The following is a 19,130-nucleotide window of genomic DNA, read 5'->3' on the forward strand; positions in this document are numbered from 1 at the left end:
TTGCAAGCCTTCTCGCGCGGCCTTGGGTTTTCCGCGTCCCGCGCCTATCTTTGCCCAAGCCCTGAGGGAGACGCGGCCATGTCCGATATCGAAGACCAATCCGCCAAGGCGCGCGGCGTGCGCTACGCGCGCGAGCTTGAGGGGCATGTCAGCTGGCTCGATACCTTTTCGGGAACGGCGCTCGGCGTGTTGTCGACGGCCTCGGGGATTTACACCTACCTCGGCGTGTCGTCGCTGCTGGATGATAACGGCGCGATGTCCGCCTTTGCGGCGATTGCCTATTCGGTGGCCGTGTCTGTCGGGATCTTCGTGTTCTGGTCCTACATGCTGCGGCTCTACCCGGCGGTGCGCGGCACGCGGGCGCGCACGGCGCTGATGGGGGCAATGGGGCTGGGATCGCTGGCGATTGTCGCGATGTCGAGCTGGCTCAATGCCGCCGCCCTTGCCGGATCAGCGGCGGTTGAACAGCACCTCGCCGTCACCGTGCAGGACTATCAGGCAGCACTTGAGGGCGCGCATGAACAGGCCCTTACCGGTCAGGGGCTTGAACGGGATGTCGCCCGCGTGCGCCAATCGTTCGAGGATCTGAGCGAGCTTGAGGCCACAGGAAACCTCTCAGGCCTTGCCGGGCGCGGCGCGGTGTTCCGCGTGCTGCGCCAGAAATCCGCCGAACTGTCCGCGCTGGAGGCGCAAATCGCGAGCCAGACGCCGCTGGTGCAATCGGCCTTTACCGAAGGCAACGCGATCCTCAGCCGGATGCGCGCCCTCACGGTAGAGCCGGGGCCGGTCGAGGCACGCTCGGTCGAGTTTTCCGAACAGGCCGTGCGCCTTGCCGGGCTGATCACGCAGCTGCGCCAGCTGTCGGTCGCATCATTGGTGGAACGGGCGGCGCAGGATCTTGCGGCCTCCGTTGTGCTGCCCGAACTTGACGGCTCGACCGAGGCCACGCGCACCGATCAGGCGGCCACCATCACCTCCGTGCTCGAAGTGCTCGCCCAGCGCGCCACCACGCTGGAGCGCGCGGCGGCAGATGTGGGCGCGCTGCCGCAACCGGCAGAGGTGATCTATACCCCGATCTCCGCCGCCGATGCGGTGATCCTCTATGCGCGCAATTTCGTACCCTCCTGGGCCGGGGCCATCGCCATCGATCTGCTGCCTGCCGTGCTGGTGCTGATCCTTGCCATCACGCAAAGTGCCATCCGCATGGGGCGCGAGGGCACATCGGTCGAGGATAGCCTGACGCTGGCCGAACTGCGCGCGGCCATGGCCGTCATGCGCGAGATGGATCCCGGTCGCGACCCCGCGAAGCCCCCCGCGCCCCCAACAGTGACGCGCCCCCGGCCTTGCCCCAACGGCCCGCCGCCGAATGAGCACCGCCGCCCCCAAACGCAACGCCATCGGGCGCGTCCTGATGGGCGTGCTGATCTTTCAGCTGGGCCTTGCGGGGCTCTTGTTTCTGGGGGATCTGCAAAACGGCTTTCGCCTGCCCAGCTTTGGCCCCTCGGCCCCGCAGCTGACCGAACCCGTGCGTCCGGGCGACCAGACCCGCCGCTTTGCTCCCGACCGCGCCCCGCCGGGCGGCCAGCCCCTGCGCACCGATCCGCTGCCCGAGCGGCTGACGCTCACGCCCGTCTCGGCGGGGGATGCGGTGCTGCTGGAGGGAGCAATTGCCGGGGGCGACGCCGTGCGTATCCTCAAACAGATCGAGGGGCTCACGCCCGCGCCCACCCGCGCGATCCTGAACTCCCCCGGCGGATCGGTGCAGGACGCGCTGCAACTGGGCCGGGCGCTGCGGCAGGCGGGGATGGACACCGAAATGCGATCGGGCGACATATGCTATTCCGCCTGCCCCTACCTGCTGGCCGCAGGCGTCAGCCGCACCCTGCCCGAGGATGCCTCCGTCGGGGTGCACCAGCATTATTTTGGCGAAAACAGCTTTTTGCCGGCCTTTGTGGCGGTCGAGGATATCCAGCGCGGTCAGGGCGAGGTCATGCGCTATCTCGATCAGATGGGGATTGACCCGCTGGTGATGCAGCACGCGCTGGTGACGCCCCCCGATCAGATCTATGTGCTGCTGCGCGAAGAGCTTGAACGCTACGGATTTATCGAGGCAGAGGACGGCTGACCCCTTGCCCCGCAGCCCCCGCGGGCCTACCTAAGGGGTGTGGCGGGTTCTGCCCTGCGCGACTGACGTTTACATTCCAGTGGCCTTAAGCAAATCCGAGGGAGCTGGCTCTGTCTGAGCCCTGGTTCATTTATCTGGCGCCCACCTGTATATACAGGTCCTCGGGAATAAAACCGACCCGGCAACGGCGGTCCCGCCACACCTTCGCTATTGGGTAGAACGCAGCGCCTGCGCGAACAAACGTTGCATTTCGTCGCGGGTAACCGGCGCCTCCGGCCGATCTGCGGTTGCGGAGGTACCGATGGGCGCCCCTTTTGGGCGGGAATTGTGCATCGCTTTCATATCGGGTTCCGGCAGGCACGTCGTGCCCGACGTCGCCCTGTCGGCGTTACGCGTCAACATCATCATTACCAAATATACCAAGTACCGCGTCACCGGATCCCCTTTCCCAAAAGGTGCAGCCCATCGGGCCGACGCCAAGATCACCGCAAAATTTGACGCGCGCAACGTAAATTCCCTTCACGCGGGAATTTATCGCGACCGACGATGAAGGACCGCGACCGCAACTTTATCGACATCTTCCCGCATGCCGGGAAATCTATTTCGTTAACAGATGGTTAACACCCGAGACGTCGAAATGAGACCACCTGTCCCGATAGATCGCGCGTCTTGCAGTGTGCCCGCACGGACACAGTCAGCGGCGCTGAGCAAAAGACTCAATAATGTTAAAAGGTTGTCCGGCGACGCTAGGCTGTTCTACGGAGCAGACAGGTCCCGGTCGATCGGGCGGCAAGCGGATCAAAACGCGTCGGGACGGGCCTCGCGCGCCATGTGATCCAGCACCGCATTCACGAATCGCGCCTCTTTCCCGTCGGGAAAGAAGGCCGCCGCAATGTCGAGATATTCGGCGATGACGACCTTTGGCGGCGTCGCCTCGTTGCGAAACTCAGCGCCCGCCGCGCGAAACAGCGCGCGCAGCGTCGGGTCGATGCGCGCGATGGGCCATTTGGCCACCAGCGCGCGGTCTGTCATCTGGTCGATGGCCGCCTGATGGGCCACCGCATCCTCCAGCACGCGGGTAAAGTGATCGGGGTCGCCTTCCAGCATCTCGTCGCCGTCGATGAATTCACCAAAACGATGGTCGAGGAATTCGATGCGCACCCGGTCAATCGTCAGCGACGAATGCTCCATCTGGAACAATGCCTGCACCGCGTAGAAACGCGCCGCGTGGCGCATCTTGCGTTTCATGTTGCCGGTCATGTTGTCGCTGCGCGCGGGCGTGGTCATCGGGCTGTCCGTCTCAGGAGGGGCTCAGGCCAGAAGCGTGTCGTCGCCTGCGGGAAGAAACCCGATGCCCTTGCGTGTGTCCGTCCACTTACGGGCGAGCGCGATAAGATGCAAGGCCGCGAGCGCCGCTCCGCCGCCCTTGTTCTGCCCGTCCGGGTCCGCGCGCACGTCGGCCTGCGCCTTGTTCTCGACCGTCAGGATGCCGTTGCCGATGCACAGGCCTTGCAGCCCCAGGAGTTGCAGTGCGCGGGAGCTGTCGTTGCACACGGTCTCGTAATGTGTGGTCTCGCCCCGGATGACGCAGCCAAGGGCCACGTAGCCGTCAAAATTGCTCGCCCGGTCGGCGATGCCGATGGCGGTTGGGATTTCCAGCGCGCCAGGCATCTCGACGCTCTCATGGGCGACGCCTGCGGCCTCCAGCGCCCCACGCGCACCGGTCAACAGACCGTTTGCGATGTCGCTGTAGTAGGGCGAGACGACGATCAGCACCTTGACGGGCTTGTCGAATGTCGGCGCGGGCAGGACGGTGTGTTCTTCGGTGGCGGCCATGGGTCAGTCCTTTGTAATCGGGCGGGTGCCCACGATGCTCAGCTCATAGGCGTCGAGCCCGGTGTATTTCGTCTGCGGATTGTCGGTGAGCAGGATCAGCTCGTGCACGCCAAGCGTGTTGAGGATCTGCGCGCCCAGCCCGGTGCGTTTGATCGTGCGCGGCGCGTCATCCTCCGCGTCGAGCCGCAGCCGGGGGTTCGGCTCACGGAACAGCAACACGGCACCGCGCCCTTCCTCGGCGATGAGGCGCATCGCGCGGGGCAGCTCGTCGGGGGCGCTGGGGCCAAGGCCCAGCACATCCTCCAACGCGTTGAGCGCGTGGGTCCGCGTCAGCACAGGCTGGCCGTCGCCGATATCACCCATCGACAGGACGACATGATCGGTGCCGCTGATCTGATCCTCGAACACCCGCATCTCCCATGCGCCGCCGTGGGCGGAGGTGACGGGGCGGTGATCGCGCTCGACCAGCATGTTGTCGTGTTTGTTGCGGTAGGCGATCAGATCGCTGATCGTGCCGATCTTCATCCCGTGGGTGCGCGCGATCTCGATCAGTTCGGGCAGCCGCGCCATGGTGCCGTCGGCGTTCATGATCTCGCAGATGACGCCCGCGGGCTTCAGACCCGCAAGGCGCGCAATATCGACCGCCGCCTCGGTATGCCCCGCCCGCACCAGCACGCCGCCGTCGCGCGCGCGCAGCGGAAAGACGTGGCCGGGGGTGGCTATTTCGGCGGCTGTGTTCTGTTCGTTGATGGCAACGGCAACGGTCAGCGCGCGGTCAGCGGCGGAGATTCCCGTGCTGACCCCCTCGCGCGCCTCGATGCTGACGGTGAACGCGGTCTCATGCCGCGAGGAGTTGTTGGTCGCCATCATCGGCAGTTCCAGCGCGTCCACCCGCGCCTGCGTCATCGGCAAACAGATCAGCCCGCGCCCGTGGGTCGCCATGAAGTTGATGGCCGCCGCATCCGCAAACTCGGCTGCGATGACAAAATCACCCTCGTTCTCGCGGTCCTCGTGATCGACGAGAATATACATCTCCCCCGCGCGCGCGGCCGCGATGATCTCTTCGATGGGCGAGATCGCGGCGGAGAGTTCCGTCTCGACCGGTCCGGGTGTTTCAAAGCTCATGCTGTCTCCTGACAGGGTTTATTTCATCTCTGCCAGCCGCGCCACATAGCGCGCCAGCGTGTCGATCTCGAGGTTGATGCGGTCACCGACGGCCACATCGCCCCAGGTCGTGACATCCTTGGTATGAGGGATGAAGTTGATGCCGAAATCGCACGCGTCCACCTCGTTGACGGTCAGCGACGTGCCGTTCAACGCGACCGATCCCTTGGGGGCAATGAATTTGGCAAGCGCGCGCGGTGCCCTCAGGGTCACGCGGGTGCTGTCGCCCTCGTCGCGCATGGCCACGACCTCGGCCACGCCATCGACGTGGCCTGACACGATATGGCCGCCCAGCTCGTCCCCGACTTTCAGCGCGCGTTCAAGGTTCACCCGCCGCCCCACGACCCAATCGCCAAGGTTGGTCATCTCGACCGTCTCGGCGCTGACCTGCACCTCGTACCAATCGGGGCCAAGGTCCACCACCGTCAGGCACACCCCGTCGCTGGCGATGCTGGCGCCCATATCGATGCGGGCCGTGTCATAGCCGGTGGTGATGCGGGCGCGCAGGTCGCCCTCTTGCGTCAATTCGGCGACGGTGCCGATGTCGGTGATAATCCCCGTAAACATCGCATTCCTTCTCGGATAAGCTGCCCCAGAGGCATAGTCATAATTTCGTCAGAGTTTTGAGACTAAATAAGCCCAACCGCAACCAAAGAAAGCCCCCCATGGCGCAGGTGGATCCAGACAAACGCGTGTTTCTCTTCCTGCAAGGGCCGCACGGGCCGTTCTTCAACCGGCTGGGAAAGATGTTGCGCGCCGCCGGTGCGCAGGTCTGGCGCGTGGGGTTCAACGCGGGCGACCGGGCGTTCTGGTTCCATCCATCCACCTATATCCCCTACCGGGGCGATGCTGACGGCTGGCCTGCGCATTTTGCCGATCTTCTGGAGTCCAAGGGTGTCACCGATATCGTGCTTTACGGCGATACGCGGCCCATCCACGCGCAGGCGGTGGCCGAGGCGAAACGCCGCGGGCTGGGCGTGCATGTGTTCGAGGAAGGGTACATGCGGCCCTATTGGGTCACCTACGAGCGCGGCGGCACCAACGGCAATTCGCGCCTGATGGATATGAGCATCGCCCAGATGCAGGCGGCGCTTGAGAAATCCGATATGGAAGCGCCCCTGCCCCCCGGTCACTGGGGCGACATGCGCCAGCACGTGTTCTACGGCGCGCTTTATCACTGGTTCGTGATGTTCCGGAACGGCGACTACCGCAATTTCCGCCCGCACCGCGATCTGCCCGTGGCCAAGGAATTCCAGCTGTACCTCAAGCGGCTGCTGCTGATGCCGTTTCAGGCGGTCGAGCGGCGTCTGGCCACGCTGCGCATCCGGCTGGGGGGCTTTCCCTATCATCTGGCGCTATTGCAGCTGGAGCATGACAGCTCGTTCCAGCAGCACTCCCCCTTCGAGACGATGACCGATTTTCTGGAGCTGGTGATCGACGGTTTTGCCGCAGGCGCGCCGCAGCACCATCATCTGGTGGTCAAGGCGCACCCGCTGGAGGATGGCCGCGTGCCCGTGCGCCGCGAGATAAAGCGCCTTGCCCGCGCGCGCGGCATCGCCGACCGCGTGCATTTCGTGCGCGGCGGCAAGCTGGCGCAACTGCTCAACGATGCGCGCACGGCGGTGACCGTCAATTCGACCGCAGGCCAGCAGGTGCTGTGGCGCGGGATCCCGCTCAAGGTGTTTGGCCGCGCGGTCTACGCCAAACCCGAATTCGTGTCGGATCAGCCCTTGGCCGAGTTCTTTTCCGCCGCCGCCCGCCCCGACAACCGCGCCTACAAAGATTTCCGCCGCTATCTGCTTGAAACATCACAACTTCCCGGCGGGTTCTACGCCGCGCGCGGGCGCCGCCAACTGATGCGGCAGGTCGTCGATATGATGCTCAGCTCCGATGATCCCTACGATGCGCTCGACCACGGGACCGCGGCACCACGGCAACAGTTGCGGCTTGTCACCTGACATATCCCTTTCAAGACAGTGGATTTTCGCCCCGCCTTGCGCTAGCCTCATCGGCAATGAGCCGGAAAATACCGGCATTGAGGCAGTAAATAGGTCGAGGAGACCGGGCAGTGAAAACCCAAAAGTTCCGGTGGGCGCGCCCCATCGCAGTCGTCGCGGCCTGCGCCGTGCTGGCATCCTGTGGATTGCCGCAGGTTGGCCCAAACAAACGTCAGATCTTTGCCGGTTCCGTGCAGCGCGAGGGCGACGCCTTTATCGTGTCGGTCAATGACCGTGTAACGCGCGCCACGGCTGTGGTCCCCGCCCTCGGCTTTTCGGAGTCGTTTCTGAACGCGGGTCAGCTTGGCTCCGACACGATCCGTCCGGGCGACGTGCTGGGCATCACCGTCTATGAAAACGTCGACGACAGCCTGCTGGGCGTCGAGGGCGCCCCCGCCACGCTGGCCGAGGTGCAGGTGGACGGCGCGGGCTTCATCTTTATCCCCTACGCAGGCCGGATCAAGGCGGCGGGCAATTCGCCCGAAGCGATCCGCCGCATCATCACCAACAAACTGGCCGATCAGACCCCCGATCCGCAGGTGGAGGTTCGCCGCGCCGCAGGTGACGGCGCGACCGTCAGCCTTGTGGGGGCCGTCGGCGGCCAGGGCGTCTATCCGATTGAGCGTCCGACCCGGACGCTGGCCACGATGCTCGCACAATCGGGCGGCATCACGATCCAGCCCGAAATCGCCCGCGTGACGGTCATCCGTGGCAAGAAAAGCGATACGATCTGGTTCGAGGATCTCTACGACCACCCGGAACTCGATATCGCACTGCGCGGCGGTGACAAGATCCTCGTCGAGCAGGACACCCGCTCCTACACCGCCCTTGGCGCCACCGGCAGCCAGGCGCGCGTGGCCTTTGAATCGCAAAATCTCTCAGCCATCGAAGCCATCGCGCAGGTGGGCGGCCTGCTGGCCTCTGCCGCCGATCCCACCGGCGTCTTCGTGCTGCGCAACGAGCCCGAGGAAGTGGCCGAGCAGGTGCTGGGCCGCAACGATCTGCAAGGCACGCAGCGCATGGTCTATGTGCTCAACCTCACAGAGCCAAACGGCATGTTCATGGCCCGTGATTTTGTGATCCGCGACGGCGATACGCTCTACGTGACCGAAGCGCCCTTCACCCAGTGGAACAAGGTCATCTCCGCCATCACCGGCACGGCCAGTTCCGTCGGCGGGCTCAGCTCCACGGCCAGCGCCCTCTCCGGCGGCTGATGCCGTCCGACAGCCACGTGAACGCCGCTGGTCCCGCAACGGACCGGCGGCTTTTTGTCTATAACGGCGGGTTTCTGACGCAGGGGCGCATCCGCCGCATCCTGCAACTTTCGGGATATTCGATCCACGTGGGCCTGCCCTCCCACCCCGGCGACAGCGTGGCAGTCTGGGGCAATTCGCCCACCGCCCACCGTGGCGAGGGCGTGGCGCAGGCGCGCGACGCACCGATCGTGCGCATCGAGGACGCGGCCCTGCGCTCGCTCTTTCCGGGGCGCGACGGGGAGCCGCCATTGGGCCTGCTCATCGACCACCGGGCGGCGCATTTCGACCCCTCAAAACCCTCTGACCTTGAAAAACTGCTCACGGAGGAGCCGCTGGACGATACCGCCCTGCTGAACCGCGCACGCGACTGCATCGCACGCCTGCAAGAGGCGCATCTGACCAAATACGCCGCCGTCCGCACCGACATGCCCCCCCCGCCCCCGGCTACGTGCTGGTGATCGACCAGACCGAAGGCGATGCGTCGGTCACCGCCTCGGGGGCGGATCGGGCGCGGTTTCTTGAGATGCTCTACTACGCGCAGGAGGAACATCCCGGCGCGCGCATACTCATCAAGACACACCCGGAGACCGCCGCAGGCCACCGCAAGGGCTATTTCCGCGACAGCGATCTCAACGACCGCATTGAATTTCTGACCGACCCGATCAGCCCGTGGATCCTGTTCGAAGGCGCCATCGGGGTCTACACCGTCTCGTCCGGGCTGGGGTTCGAGGCAATTTTTGCGGGCCATCGCCCCCGCGTCTTTGGCCAACCGTTCTACGCAGGCTGGGGGCTGACCGAGGACGCGTTTGAAGTGCAGCGCCGCCAGCGCCGCCTGACCCGCGCGCAGCTGTTCGCGGGCGCGATGATCCTCTACCCGCGCTGGTACGATCCGTTCACAGATGCGCTGTGCCCGCTGGAGCGTGTGATCGACACACTGGAGGCGCAGGCAACCGCCTGGCGACAGGACCGCGCGGGCTGGACCGCCTCGGCCATGTCGCGATGGAAACGCGCGCCATTACAGGAGTTTTTCGGCACCCATGTGCCCGTGGTGTTCGAGGATGATCCGGCACGCGCCCGCGCACAGGAGCGCCCGTGGATGGTTTGGGCGGGGCGCGCGACGGTGGGGCACGGCGATGCGCACCGGCTCGAAGACGGCTTTCTGCGCTCGCGTGGCCTCGGTGCTGCGCTGGTGCCGCCGCTGTCGCTCGCACTCGATGATCTGGGGATCTACTATGACCCCTCGCGCCCCTCGCGGCTGGAGCACTGGATTGCTGCCCGCGCCACCCTGCGCCCCGATCAGGAGCGTCGCGCCGCGCGGCTGATCACGTCACTGACCCGCGCGGGGCTGAGCAAGTACAACACCGGCGCCGCCCCCCTGCCCCCGCTGCCCGAGGGATCGCTGATCCTCGTGCCGGGACAGGTGGGCGATGATGCCTCGATCCGGCTCGGCACAGAGGCGATTGGCGACAATCAGGCGCTGCTGAAGGCCGTGCGCGCGGCGCATCCCGATGCGACGATCCTCTACAAGCCGCACCCGGACGTGACCGCCGGTCTGCGCGAGGGCGCGCTGAGCGATCCGTCCGTGGCCGATGTGATCTTGGGCGATGTGGATCCCGCAACGCTGCTGGGCGCGGTGGATGCGGTGCACACGATGACCTCGCTCATGGGGTTCGAGGCGCTGCTGCGCGGCGTGCCCGTCACCACTTGGGGCGTGCCGTTCTACGCCGGTTGGGGGCTGACCGAAGATCGCGGCGACGTGCCCCCCCGCCGCCGCGCGCGTCCAACGCTTGAGGGGTTGGTGCACGCGACACTGATCGACTATCCGCGCTACCGCGACCCGGTCACCGGGCTGCCCTGCCCGGTCGAGGTGATCGTGGACCGTCTGGCGCAAGATGCTGTGCCCACGCCGGGGCGCCGCAATCGCTGGCTGTCAAGGCTGCAAGGGATGTTCGCGGGCTACGCCCATCTGTGGCGGCGCTAACGCGCGCGTCTCCAGTGGTGCATCACGTCCGGGCCCACGGCCCGCACCTGCGCCAGATCAAAACGCGGCGCCTGCGCCAGACGCCCGAGCCCCAGCGCGCCCAATCCGGGCAGCCCTTCGGCACCGATGGTCAGCCCGGCGGTAAAGCCCACCAGATCATCCACCAGATCCGCCTGCAACAGCGACGCCGCCATGGCGGAGCCGCCTTCGGAGAACACCCGCGTGAGCCCGTGCTGCCCCAGCTGCGCCATCACGTCCGACAGATCCAGATGTCGCCCCTCGCTGCGGCAGGTGAGCGTCGTGGCCCCCATGCCGCCCCAAGCCTCGACCAGCGCCGGGGGCGCATCGGCGCCGTGACATAGGATCACCGGTACCTCCCCGGCGGTCTGCGCCAATTGGCAGGTCAGCGGGATATCTAGCCGTCGGCTGACGACCACCCGCGCGGGCTGCCGCGCGATGCCAAGGTCGCGCACGGTCAGCGACGGATTATCGACGCGCGCGGTGCCCGCGCCGACCATCACCGCATCGTGGCGGGCGCGCATGGCGTGCACCATGCGGCGCGCACCGGGTCCGGTGATCCACTGGCTCTCCCCACTCGCCGTGGCGATGCGCCCGTCGAAAGATTGCGCCAGTTTGAGCGTCAGCGCCGGGCGCCCTTGCCCCACGCGGGTGAAAAAACCGGCGTGATCGCGGCGTGCCTCGGCCTCGCAAACCCCGACGTGCACGGCAATCCCCGCCGCGCGCAGCATCTCGATGCCCCGCCCGGCCACACGGGCATCGCTGTCAACGACGGCCACCACGACGCGGCCCACGCCCGCGTCAATCAGCGCCTGCGCGCAGGGCGGGGTCTGGCCGTGGTGCGCGCAGGGTTCAAGCGTGACGTAGACATCCGCGCCGCGCGCGGCCTCGCCCGCCTGCGCCAGCGCCTGTGTCTCGGCGTGCGGGCGCCCGCCGGGTGCGGTCCACCCGCGCCCCACGATGCACCCACCCTGCACGACAACGCAGCCCACCGCCGGGTTGGGCCAGGTGATCCCCTGCCCGCGCCGGCCCAAGGACAGGGCCAGCGCCATGAAACGGGTGTCGCTCAACTCTCCGGCGGGGTGTCGGGGCGCAATTCCGCGACGAATTTGTCGAAATCATCCGCCGCCTGAAAGTTCTTGTACACACTGGCGAACCGCACGTAGGCGACCGTATCGATGCGGGCCAAGGCCTCCATCACGATCTCGCCGATCTGTTTGGAGCCGATGTCCGTCTCGCCCATGCTTTCCAATCTGCGTACGATGCCGCTGATCATCTGGTCGATCCGCTCTGGATCGATGGGGCGTTTCTGCATCGAGATGCGGATTGAACGCTCCAGCTTGTCGCGATCGAAATCCTCACGTTTGCCGGAGGATTTGATGACCACCAGATCACGCAGCTGCACCCGCTCATAGGTGGTGAACCGCCCGCCGCAGGCCGGGCAAAAGCGCCGCCGCCGGATCGAGACGTGATCCTCGGCCGGTCTGCTATCCTTGACCTGCGTGTCGATGTTTCCGCAAAATGGGCAGCGCATGGGCTGGTCCCCCCGTATCATTTCCGCCTGATGTTGTGGGATCCGCGCCCCACTTATCCACAGGTATACGCCCGCCCCAAGGCTTTGTGTAGGGTAGAAATCGGCCCCAACATACAGGGGGCGCGATTGTCGCGAACCAATCACAGCGCGCGGGCGTTGGCTCCGGTAACATCACATGATCGGAGCCTCCCCCCATGACAAAAACACTATTCATTACCGGCGCTTCCAGCGGGATCGGCGCCGCCACCGCAAAGACCGCCGCCGCCAGCGGCTGGAACGTCGGCCTGTTCGCGCGCAGCGAGGACAAGCTGACGGAATTGGCCAAGGAAATCGGATCGCAGGCGCTGGTGCTCGTCGGGGATGCGACCGACCTTGACGCGCAGCGCGACGCGCTGGCCCAGCTTCAGGCCCACACCGGGCAGCTCGATGCCGTATTCGCCAACGCCGGGCGCGGATCCAGCGCGCCGGGCGTCGCGGAGGGCGACCCGGAGGATTGGGACGGGATGATCGACCTCAACATCAAGGGCGCGCTTTACACTGCGCATGCGTCGATGGAAGCGCTCAAGAAATCGCGGGGGCATTTCGTGGTGACGGGATCCGTGGCCGGACGGCGCCACCTCAAGGGATCGATCTATGGCGCGACCAAATGGTTTATCCACGGGTTTGCCGGCAACCTCGCCGAAGAGATGGGCGAATGGGGTGGGCGTTGCACCGTGATCGCGCCGGGCATGGTCGATACCGCCTTCTTCGACAGCCCCAAACCCGACAAGCTGCAGCCGCAAGACGTGGCAGACGCGGTGGTCTACGCGCTCAACGCGCCGGAGCGGGCGGATGTGCGCGAGCTGTGCCTGATGCCGACCGGCTGATCAGTCGGGGCGAAAATGCAGCGCGGTGCGCCGGACATGCGGCGCATCGCGGTGCTCGAACAGGTAGATCCCCTGCCACGTGCCCAGCACCATGCGCCCACCGTTCACCGGGATGGACAGGCTCACGGGCAGCATCGCGGCCTTGAGGTGCGCGGGCATATCGTCGGGGCCTTCGAGGGTGTGGACCAGATAGGACATCTCTGGCCGGTCGCTCGGCGGGACCAGCCGCGTGAAAAACGCCTGCATATCATGCTGTACGTCCGGGTCGGCGTTTTCCTGAATAAGAAGAGAGGCAGAGGTATGCTGCACCAACAGTGTCAGCAAACCGCTGTCCGCTCCCTGTGCTGTCAGCCATTCCCCAACTTCATCCGTAATCTCATAAAGTCCCGGACCCCGTGTCTGCGTGCTGATCTGGCCGTGCATCCCTATTTGGTCGAGCGGGTGAAAGCGTCGCGGCAAAAACGGCGGGCGGCAGCGGATTTCATCATCATACCGGGCGTATCCGCGTTGATCGAAACGCGGCCAAGATCATCTGCGGGTAGACCGCTGTTGGACAAGCTGAAAACGACACTGCGCCGCCCCTGCGCCGATTGCGCGGGGCCTAGTGGGCGCCGCAGGTAAATCGGCGTCGTTTCTGACAAGCCCTGGCGGACCTCCACGTAGCTCGCCGCGGCGCACCACATCTCGGTCGCGCCCATTTGTTGCTGACGCAGCACTTCAAAATCGCTCCCGCCGAGCGCGTTGACTTCAAACCCGCTTTCCTCGCCCAGTGTCGCGGCGCCAAGCGGGGCGGCGAGTATCAGTCCAAGCAAAAGGGTCAAAGGTCTCATCATCTGTCTCCATCCGTGATCAGTTTGCCATCGACGCAAAACCCGATGGCGTGCCCAACAGCTAGAGTGCTGCCGGGACGGGACAAGGAGGCCCCGAGGATGGTGGCGGGTTGCGGCTCAAGACCCGCTGGATCGAGGGTAAAGACCACCGGTGCACGCTGGCCCAGACCGCGCGCACGGGTGCCCTTGATATAGAGGCGAGCGCCGTTTGCCGCGCCACGGACGGATTTGGCATAATCGGCGGCCGCGCACCAATAGCCGCGCGCGCCCAGTCCCGCATCGGAGGTTGCCGCGAAGCCGCCCGCCACTGGCGTCACGATGACATCATTGGCCGCGCGAAAATCCTGCGCCGCCGCACCGCTCGCCAGTGCGGTGGCGAGGGCGGCTGTTGCTGCAATCCGGCGCACGGTCAGAACCGCTGCCGGATAATGCGGTCGTCACGGTCAAAGATGTCGCGACAGAACTGGATCGCGTGATCGACGGGCAAGCCGATGCCGATCTGCGACGTGCTCAGCGCGATGCTCTGGCTTGGGGGTTGGCTGAGCGCACGGGCGTCGGTGGTAAAGACCACGGATTTACGCCCGGCAACACTGCGCGCGGGCCCGCGCCCGTCCTGAATATAGACGCGCCCATCTGCGCCCAACCGACGCTCCGCGTATTCTGCGGCGGCACACCAGATCCCACGCGGCCCCTCGCCGCGGCCTTCGATCACTTCGAAACTGCCCCCCTGAAGCGGCACAACCGTCAGATCATTAACCGCACGATACGCCTGCGCCGATGCGGCGGCGGGCAGAAAGACGGCAAGAGCGGCAAGGGAAATATACTTTTTCATCACGGTTCTCCTGAAACACATATCAATTGCATCTCAAGATAGGGCGCCGGGCGCTTCACACCAAATCACAGCGGCGCGACGGGCAAGCTTTGGCGTATAGGCCCGCCACGGGTATCGGAATTTTTCGAAAATTCCGGGCCGATTTTTTCAAAAAATCGGATCGCGCGGCGCCGGAGGGTCTGCCCCGGCGCCCGCAGATTTACTGATCGAGGAAGCTGCGCAGCTTGCGCGAGCGGGACGGATGCTTGAGCTTGCGCAGCGCCTTCGCCTCGATCTGGCGGATACGTTCGCGGGTGACCGAGAACTGCTGGCCGACTTCTTCGAGGGTGTGATCGGTGTTCATGCCGATACCGAACCGCATGCGCAGAACACGCTCCTCGCGTGGTGTCAGGCTGGCCAGGACCCGCGTCGTCGTCTCCTTGAGGTTTTCCTGAATTGCGCTGTCGAGCGGCAGCACGGCATTCTTGTCCTCGATGAAATCGCCCAGCTGGCTGTCTTCCTCGTCGCCGATGGGCGTCTCGAGGGAGATCGGCTCCTTGGCGATCTTCATCACCTTGCGGACCTTCTCCAGCGGCATCTGCAGCTTTTCGGCCAGCTCTTCCGGTGTCGGCTCGCGACCGATTTCGTGCAACATCTGCCGGCCGGTGCGCACCAGCTTGTTGATCGTCTCGATCATGTGGACGGGGATGCGGATCGTGCGCGCCTGATCCGCGATGGACCGGGTGATCGCCTGACGGATCCACCATGTTGCGTAGGTCGAGAATTTGTAGCCACGGCGGTATTCGAATTTGTCCACGGCCTTCATCAGGCCGATGTTGCCTTCCTGAATGAGGTCGAGGAACTGCAGACCGCGGTTGGTGTATTTCTTGGCAATCGAGATCACGAGACGCAGGTTCGCCTCGACCATTTCCTTCTTGGCCTGACGGGCTTCTTTCTCGCCCTTCTGAACCTGCTGCACGATGCGGCGGAATTCGGAGATGTCGAGGCCCACGTACTGGCCCACCTGCGCCATGTCGGCGCGCAGCTGTTCGACCTTGTCGGCGGAGCGTTCGATGAACATCTGCCAGCCGCGCCCGGGCTTCTCGGCCATCCGCTCCATCCACGTGGGGTCAAGCTCGTGATTGCGGTAGGCGTCGATGAATTCCTTGCGGTTGATGCGCGCTTGGTCGGCCAGCTTCACCATCGAGCTGTCGATCTGCATGATCCGGCGGTTGATGCCATAGAGCTGATCGATCAGCGCTTCGATACGGTTGTTGTGCAGGTGCAGGTCGTTGACCAGCGCGACAATCTCGCTGCGCAGCGTCTGGTACTTATCTTCATCCCCGGTCGAGAACGTGTCGTCCTCGTTCAGCGTGGCCGAGATCCGGCTGTCCTGCATCTCGCTCAACTGCACGTAGTCGTCGGCGATACGGTCGAGGGCTTCGAGCACCTGCGGTTTCAGCGCCGCTTCCATGGCGGCAAGCGACATGTTGGCCTGCTCGTCCTCGTCGTCGTCGTCATCCTCGGCGGTGATCGGGTTCCCGTCGGCGTCAAGTTCGGGTTTCGCCTCTTCCTTGCCGGGGGCAGCGGCACCGGCGGGCACGACGGGGGTCGTTGTCTCTTCCTCGCCCATCTGATTGCCGAATGTCGCCTCAAGGTCGATCACGTCGCGCAGCAGAATATCCTCGGACAAAAGCTCGTCGCGCCAGATCGTGATCGCCTGAAAGGTCAGCGGGCTTTCGCACAGGCCCGCGATCATCGTGTTGCGGCCGGCCTCGATCCGCTTGGCGATTGCGATCTCGCCCTCGCGGCTCAGCAGTTCGACACTGCCCATCTCGCGCAGGTACATGCGCACCGGATCATCGGTGCGGTCGAGCTTTTCGGAAGTGCCGGAGCCCAAAGCGACCTCGCGGTTGCTCTCGGTCGTGGTCACCTCGGTCGAGCCCTTGTCGCCGTCGTCCTCGGCTTCCTCGTCCTCGATGATGTTGATCCCCATCTCGGAGAGCATGCTCATCACGTCTTCGATCTGCTCGGACGATACCTGATCCGGCGGCAGTACCGTGTTGAGCTGATCGTAGGTGATATAGCCCTTTTCGCGGGCCTCCCCGATCATCTTCTTCACGGCGGCCTGGCTCATGTCGAGCGAATGACCATTGTCGGCGTCATCGCGCTTGGCGTCTTCGTTGGTATCCTTGGCGGCCATGAATGCTCCTCTCAAGCGTCCCTAGCGAATCAGTGGCAGTGATTCGGCTTTTACGAATCATGCGGGGTTTGAGGTGATTCTTAAACCCGCATGACTTATTTTGTGGTCAATGCGGACGATTGGTCACGCACTCGTTTCAATTCCTGCCTGCCGTTACGGCAGTTTCATCCGGTTTCCTAATGGCTTACCGCCCTTTGCGGCCGCCTTTTGAAAAGTCGATCTGATCGAAAAAGCTGCGGCTTTTCTCGACTTCCTCCCGGTCGAGCCGCGCGCCGTTGTCGGCGATAACGTATTCCGCACGGTCCTCCTGACCAGAACGTTGGGCGCGGTCGCGGGCCTTCGCGGCCTCTGCCAGCCGCCAGGTCAGCCCCTCGTCGGCCTCGCCGCTCAGATCATCCAACGCGTCCGATAGCTCCTCTTCGAGGCCCTGCTGCGCCTTCATCTTTGCCAATTCTTCCGCGATGGTCATGGCGGCCAATTCAGGCTGGCCGGGGCGCCGGACACAAGGCGTGATGGCGACATGGCGACGGGCCAACAGGTTTTCAAGAGCGTCCGGCCCCATCGCCTGCGCGATGCGGTCGCGCAGGGCGTCGGCGCCGTCGGGCGCGTGGCGCAGCAGCAAATCGCGCAGATGCGCGTGCTCGTCATCGACGCAGGCCATGCTCTCCAGTCCGGTCTCGAATTGCTCGACCACCTCAGGGCAGGACAGGCAGGCCGCCAGGATCACCGCCTCGCGCAGATGGTCCGTCGCGCGGTCCGCATCCACCCCCGCCAGCACCGAGGATTTCGCCCCCACCGACGGCCCCTGCGGCGCCGCCCCCAACCGCCGCGCGCACTACCCGTACGTTTGGGCGCCCCGCCCGGTTTGGCGCGGAACAGCTGCCAGCGCAGATCCTTGATCTCCTGCCCGTAGTGGCTGCGGATCGAGGGATCCTTGATCAGCGCGATCTTGTCGCGCAGGGATTTATCCAGCGCCGCCTTGCGTTCGGGGCTGTCGAACACCTTGCCCTCGATCTCGCGCTGCCAGAGCAGCTGCACCATGGGTTGTGCCGCGTCGATCAGCGCCTGCACGGCGCCCGCGCCTTTCGCCTTGAGCAGATCATCCGGGTCCTGCCCCTCGGGCATCATGGCAAAGCGTAAGGAGCGCCCGGCCTCCAGCAGCGGCAGCGCCAGATCGATGAGCCGCAGCGCCGCGCGCTGGCCCGCCGCGTCACCGTCGAGCGTAATCACCGGCTCGGGTGAGATCCGCCACAGCATCGCCAGCTGGTTTTCCGTGATCGCCGTGCCCAGCGGGGCGACCGACGCCTCGAATCCCGCCTCGCTCAGCGCGATCACGTCCATGTACCCTTCGGCCACCAGCAGCGGCTGATCCTTGCCCGCCGCCACGCGCGCGGGCTTGATGTTGTAGAGGCTGCGGCCCTTGTCGAACAGCGCCGTCTCGGGGGAGTTGAGGTATTTCGCCTTGTCGTCGGGGTCCATCGCGCGGCCCCGAAGGCGATCGCGCGGCCCTGCGCGTCGCGGATCGGGAACATGATGCGGTTGCGGAAGGTGTCGTAGGGCTTGCCCCCCTTCTGCGAGGGCTTGGCCAACCCCGCATCAAGGATCATCTGATCGGGAATATCCTTGCCCTTGAGCGCATCCCACAGTCCCTGCCAGGCATCGGGCGCAAATCCGATTTCCCAGCGATCCACCGCGTCCTGATCCAGCCCGCGCCCCGTCAGATAGTCACGCGACGCAGCACCCGCGCCGGTGCGCAGTTGCAGGCGAAACCATTTGACCGCCAACTCCATGACATCCGCCAACTCGCTGCGCTTGTCGGCCTTTTGCTGGGCCTGCGGGTCGCGTTCGGGCATCGGCATCCCGGCCTCCCGCGCGAGGATCTCGACCGCCTCCATAAAGCCCACATTCTCGGTCTCGCGCACGAAGGAGATCGCGTCACCCTTGGCGTGACACCCAAAGCAATAGTAGAACCCCTTGCGGTCATCGACGTGGAAACTGGCGGATTTTTCCTGGTGGAACGGGCACGGCGCCCACATGTCGCCCTTGCCCTGATTGGACTTGCGCTGATCCCACATGACCTTGCGACCGACCACCTGCGAAAGGCTCGACCGCGTGCGCAGCTCATCAAGAAATCCGGGGGGCAGGCTCATAAGCTCTATATTGGCGTGCGCCGGCCCGGAGTCCAGATGCTGCCGTACTTATTGGCTCAGGCAGACTTCTTTCCACGCCGCACCCAGATCGGAGGAGCGGACTTCGCTCATCTTCATCTGGTAGACCCATGGCGTGACCAGCGGGATCACCGCGTCGTATTTATCGGGCCATGCGGTGTCGGTGCCGCCGATATGCGCAGCGACCTTACGCTCGCCCACGCGGTCGATACGCGCGGCCTGCACGGCGGCGACGACATCGGCCTGATAGCCGCAATCGGTCTGTTTGGCGGTCTGCGCCGTGGCCGGCACGGCAAGGGTCAGGGCGACAAGGATGGGGGCAAAACGAAACATGGGCGTAC

At 65.1% G+C, this 19,130-nt stretch carries 19 protein-coding genes and 3 pseudogenes; 7 read left to right on the plus strand and 15 right to left on the minus strand.

The features are described 5' to 3' along the window. Nucleotides 1-78: 78 nt before the first annotated feature. The 3 genes and pseudogenes from KDD17_RS18810 to KDD17_RS09085 form a co-directional block, all read left to right on the plus strand. A pseudogene (locus KDD17_RS18810) lies at nt 79-1,287 on the plus strand (hypothetical protein); the annotation flags it as partial. Between the two features lie 79 nt (nt 1,288-1,366). Next, nucleotides 1,367-2,125, plus strand: a complete 759-nt coding sequence (locus tag KDD17_RS09080; RefSeq protein ID WP_212703384.1) for a COG3904 family protein — start codon at nt 1,367-1,369, stop codon at nt 2,123-2,125. Nucleotides 2,126-2,426: 301 nt separating this feature from the next. Then, nucleotides 2,427-2,675: a hypothetical protein gene (locus KDD17_RS09085; RefSeq protein ID WP_212703385.1), complete on the plus strand. Its 249-nt coding sequence runs from the start codon at nt 2,427-2,429 to the stop codon at nt 2,673-2,675. A 248-nt stretch (nt 2,676-2,923) separates the two neighbouring features. Here KDD17_RS09085 and nusB read toward each other — a convergent pair whose 3' ends face one another. The 4 genes from nusB to KDD17_RS09105 are packed head-to-tail and all read right to left on the minus strand — an operon-like array spanning nt 2,924 to nt 5,692. Further along, nucleotides 2,924-3,412, minus strand: a complete 489-nt coding sequence (gene nusB, locus KDD17_RS09090; RefSeq protein ID WP_212703386.1) for a transcription antitermination factor NusB — start codon at nt 3,410-3,412, stop codon at nt 2,924-2,926. A 24-nt stretch (nt 3,413-3,436) separates the two neighbouring features. Further along, on the minus strand, nt 3,437-3,961 hold the full coding sequence (locus KDD17_RS09095; protein ID WP_212703387.1) for a 6,7-dimethyl-8-ribityllumazine synthase: 525 nt from the start codon (nt 3,959-3,961) through the stop codon (nt 3,437-3,439). 3 nt (nt 3,962-3,964) lie between these two features. Further along, nucleotides 3,965-5,086, minus strand: a complete 1,122-nt coding sequence (ribB, locus tag KDD17_RS09100; RefSeq protein ID WP_212703388.1) for a 3,4-dihydroxy-2-butanone-4-phosphate synthase — start codon at nt 5,084-5,086, stop codon at nt 3,965-3,967. 18 nt (nt 5,087-5,104) lie between these two features. Further along, nucleotides 5,105-5,692 carry a riboflavin synthase gene (locus KDD17_RS09105; RefSeq protein ID WP_212703389.1) on the minus strand — a complete coding sequence of 196 codons (588 nt, stop codon included), beginning with the start codon at nt 5,690-5,692 and terminating at the stop codon, nt 5,105-5,107. A 98-nt stretch (nt 5,693-5,790) separates the two neighbouring features. On the opposite strand from KDD17_RS09105, the gene KDD17_RS09110 reads away from it, so the two are divergent. The 3 genes and pseudogenes from KDD17_RS09110 to KDD17_RS09120 all read left to right on the plus strand — a co-directional run bounded on the left by KDD17_RS09110 (nt 5,791) and on the right by KDD17_RS09120 (nt 10,359). Continuing rightward, entirely contained in the window at nt 5,791-7,083 is a 1,293-nt protein-coding gene (locus KDD17_RS09110) for a capsule polysaccharide biogenesis protein (RefSeq protein WP_212703390.1), read from the plus strand. Nucleotides 7,084-7,193: 110 nt separating this feature from the next. After that, nucleotides 7,194-8,336, plus strand: coding sequence for a polysaccharide biosynthesis/export family protein (locus tag KDD17_RS09115; RefSeq protein ID WP_212703391.1), 1,143 nt, complete (start codon nt 7,194-7,196; stop codon nt 8,334-8,336). Then, nucleotides 8,336-10,359, plus strand: a pseudogene (locus tag KDD17_RS09120) (capsule polysaccharide biogenesis protein). Before KDD17_RS09115 ends, KDD17_RS09120 begins: the two are co-directional and overlap by 1 nt. On the opposite strand, the gene ribD reads toward KDD17_RS09120, so the two are convergent. Next, the gene (ribD, locus tag KDD17_RS09125; protein ID WP_212703392.1) at nt 10,356-11,429 is read right to left on the minus strand and encodes a bifunctional diaminohydroxyphosphoribosylaminopyrimidine deaminase/5-amino-6-(5-phosphoribosylamino)uracil reductase RibD; all 1,074 of its coding nucleotides are present in this window, start codon (nt 11,427-11,429) and stop codon (nt 10,356-10,358) included. The pseudogene KDD17_RS09120 and the gene ribD overlap by 4 nt on opposite strands. 14 nt (nt 11,430-11,443) lie before the next feature. After that, nucleotides 11,444-11,911, minus strand: a complete 468-nt coding sequence (gene nrdR, locus KDD17_RS09130) for a transcriptional regulator NrdR (protein WP_212703393.1) — start codon at nt 11,909-11,911, stop codon at nt 11,444-11,446. Nucleotides 11,912-12,105: 194 nt separating this feature from the next. On the opposite strand from nrdR, the gene KDD17_RS09135 reads away from it, so the two are divergent. Continuing rightward, the gene (locus tag KDD17_RS09135; protein ID WP_212703394.1) at nt 12,106-12,777 is read left to right on the plus strand and encodes an SDR family oxidoreductase; all 672 of its coding nucleotides are present in this window, start codon (nt 12,106-12,108) and stop codon (nt 12,775-12,777) included. Here KDD17_RS09135 and KDD17_RS09140 read toward each other — a convergent pair whose 3' ends face one another. The 9 genes and pseudogenes from KDD17_RS09140 to KDD17_RS09170 form a co-directional block, all read right to left on the minus strand. After that, complete coding sequence (locus tag KDD17_RS09140; protein WP_212703395.1) at nt 12,778-13,200, minus strand: secondary thiamine-phosphate synthase enzyme YjbQ; 423 nt, start codon at nt 13,198-13,200, stop codon at nt 12,778-12,780. A gap of 2 nt (nt 13,201-13,202) precedes the next feature. Further along, complete coding sequence (locus tag KDD17_RS09145) at nt 13,203-13,607, minus strand: hypothetical protein (protein ID WP_212703396.1); 405 nt, start codon at nt 13,605-13,607, stop codon at nt 13,203-13,205. Further along, a complete protein-coding gene (locus KDD17_RS09150) occupies nt 13,607-14,014 on the minus strand; it encodes a hypothetical protein (RefSeq protein WP_212703397.1) in 408 nt (135 codons plus the stop codon). The genes KDD17_RS09145 and KDD17_RS09150 overlap by 1 nt, the downstream gene beginning before the upstream one ends. Nucleotides 14,015-14,016: 2 nt before the next feature. Then, nucleotides 14,017-14,439: a hypothetical protein gene (locus tag KDD17_RS09155; RefSeq protein ID WP_212703398.1), complete on the minus strand. Its 423-nt coding sequence runs from the start codon at nt 14,437-14,439 to the stop codon at nt 14,017-14,019. 199 nt (nt 14,440-14,638) lie between these two features. Beyond that, on the minus strand, nt 14,639-16,621 hold the full coding sequence (gene rpoD / locus KDD17_RS09160; RefSeq protein ID WP_212703399.1) for an RNA polymerase sigma factor RpoD: 1,983 nt from the start codon (nt 16,619-16,621) through the stop codon (nt 14,639-14,641). 184 nt (nt 16,622-16,805) lie between these two features. Next, on the minus strand, nt 16,806-17,417 hold the full coding sequence (locus KDD17_RS19235; RefSeq protein ID WP_431358116.1) for a hypothetical protein: 612 nt from the start codon (nt 17,415-17,417) through the stop codon (nt 16,806-16,808). Further along, nucleotides 17,345-17,662 (minus strand): hypothetical protein, encoded by a 318-nt coding sequence (locus KDD17_RS19240; protein WP_431358151.1) that lies wholly within the window; start codon nt 17,660-17,662, stop codon nt 17,345-17,347. Before KDD17_RS19240 ends, KDD17_RS19235 begins: the two co-directional genes overlap by 73 nt. 86 nt (nt 17,663-17,748) lie before the next feature. Next, a pseudogene (locus KDD17_RS19245) lies at nt 17,749-18,771 on the minus strand (toprim domain-containing protein); the annotation flags it as partial. Between the two features lie 48 nt (nt 18,772-18,819). After that, a complete protein-coding gene (locus tag KDD17_RS09170) occupies nt 18,820-19,122 on the minus strand; it encodes a hypothetical protein (RefSeq protein WP_212703400.1) in 303 nt (100 codons plus the stop codon). Nucleotides 19,123-19,130: the final 8 nt, after the last annotated feature.

Source organism: Sulfitobacter albidus (assembly GCF_018200035.1).
Lineage (GTDB): Bacteria > Pseudomonadota > Alphaproteobacteria > Rhodobacterales > Rhodobacteraceae > Sulfitobacter > Sulfitobacter albidus.

Coding starts and splice junctions, on each gene's coding strand:
- KDD17_RS09080 (WP_212703384.1), top strand. CDS start 1,367: ATGAGCACCGCCGCCCCCAAACGCAACGCCATCGGGCGCGTCCTGATG.
- KDD17_RS09085 (WP_212703385.1), top strand. CDS start 2,427: ATGGGCGCCCCTTTTGGGCGGGAATTGTGCATCGCTTTCATATCGGGT.
- nusB (WP_212703386.1), bottom strand. CDS start 3,412: ATGACCACGCCCGCGCGCAGCGACAACATGACCGGCAACATGAAACGC.
- KDD17_RS09095 (WP_212703387.1), bottom strand. CDS start 3,961: ATGGCCGCCACCGAAGAACACACCGTCCTGCCCGCGCCGACATTCGAC.
- ribB (WP_212703388.1), bottom strand. CDS start 5,086: ATGAGCTTTGAAACACCCGGACCGGTCGAGACGGAACTCTCCGCCGCG.
- KDD17_RS09105 (WP_212703389.1), bottom strand. CDS start 5,692: ATGTTTACGGGGATTATCACCGACATCGGCACCGTCGCCGAATTGACG.
- KDD17_RS09110 (WP_212703390.1), top strand. CDS start 5,791: ATGGCGCAGGTGGATCCAGACAAACGCGTGTTTCTCTTCCTGCAAGGG.
- ribD (WP_212703392.1), bottom strand. CDS start 11,429: ATGGCGCTGGCCCTGTCCTTGGGCCGGCGCGGGCAGGGGATCACCTGG.
- nrdR (WP_212703393.1), bottom strand. CDS start 11,911: ATGCGCTGCCCATTTTGCGGAAACATCGACACGCAGGTCAAGGATAGC.
- KDD17_RS09135 (WP_212703394.1), top strand. CDS start 12,106: ATGACAAAAACACTATTCATTACCGGCGCTTCCAGCGGGATCGGCGCC.
- KDD17_RS09140 (WP_212703395.1), bottom strand. CDS start 13,200: ATGCACGGCCAGATCAGCACGCAGACACGGGGTCCGGGACTTTATGAG.
- KDD17_RS09145 (WP_212703396.1), bottom strand. CDS start 13,607: ATGAGACCTTTGACCCTTTTGCTTGGACTGATACTCGCCGCCCCGCTT.
- KDD17_RS09155 (WP_212703398.1), bottom strand. CDS start 14,439: ATGAAAAAGTATATTTCCCTTGCCGCTCTTGCCGTCTTTCTGCCCGCC.
- rpoD (WP_212703399.1), bottom strand. CDS start 16,621: ATGGCCGCCAAGGATACCAACGAAGACGCCAAGCGCGATGACGCCGAC.
- KDD17_RS19240 (WP_431358151.1), bottom strand. CDS start 17,662: ATGGTGCAGCTGCTCTGGCAGCGCGAGATCGAGGGCAAGGTGTTCGAC.
- KDD17_RS09170 (WP_212703400.1), bottom strand. CDS start 19,122: ATGTTTCGTTTTGCCCCCATCCTTGTCGCCCTGACCCTTGCCGTGCCG.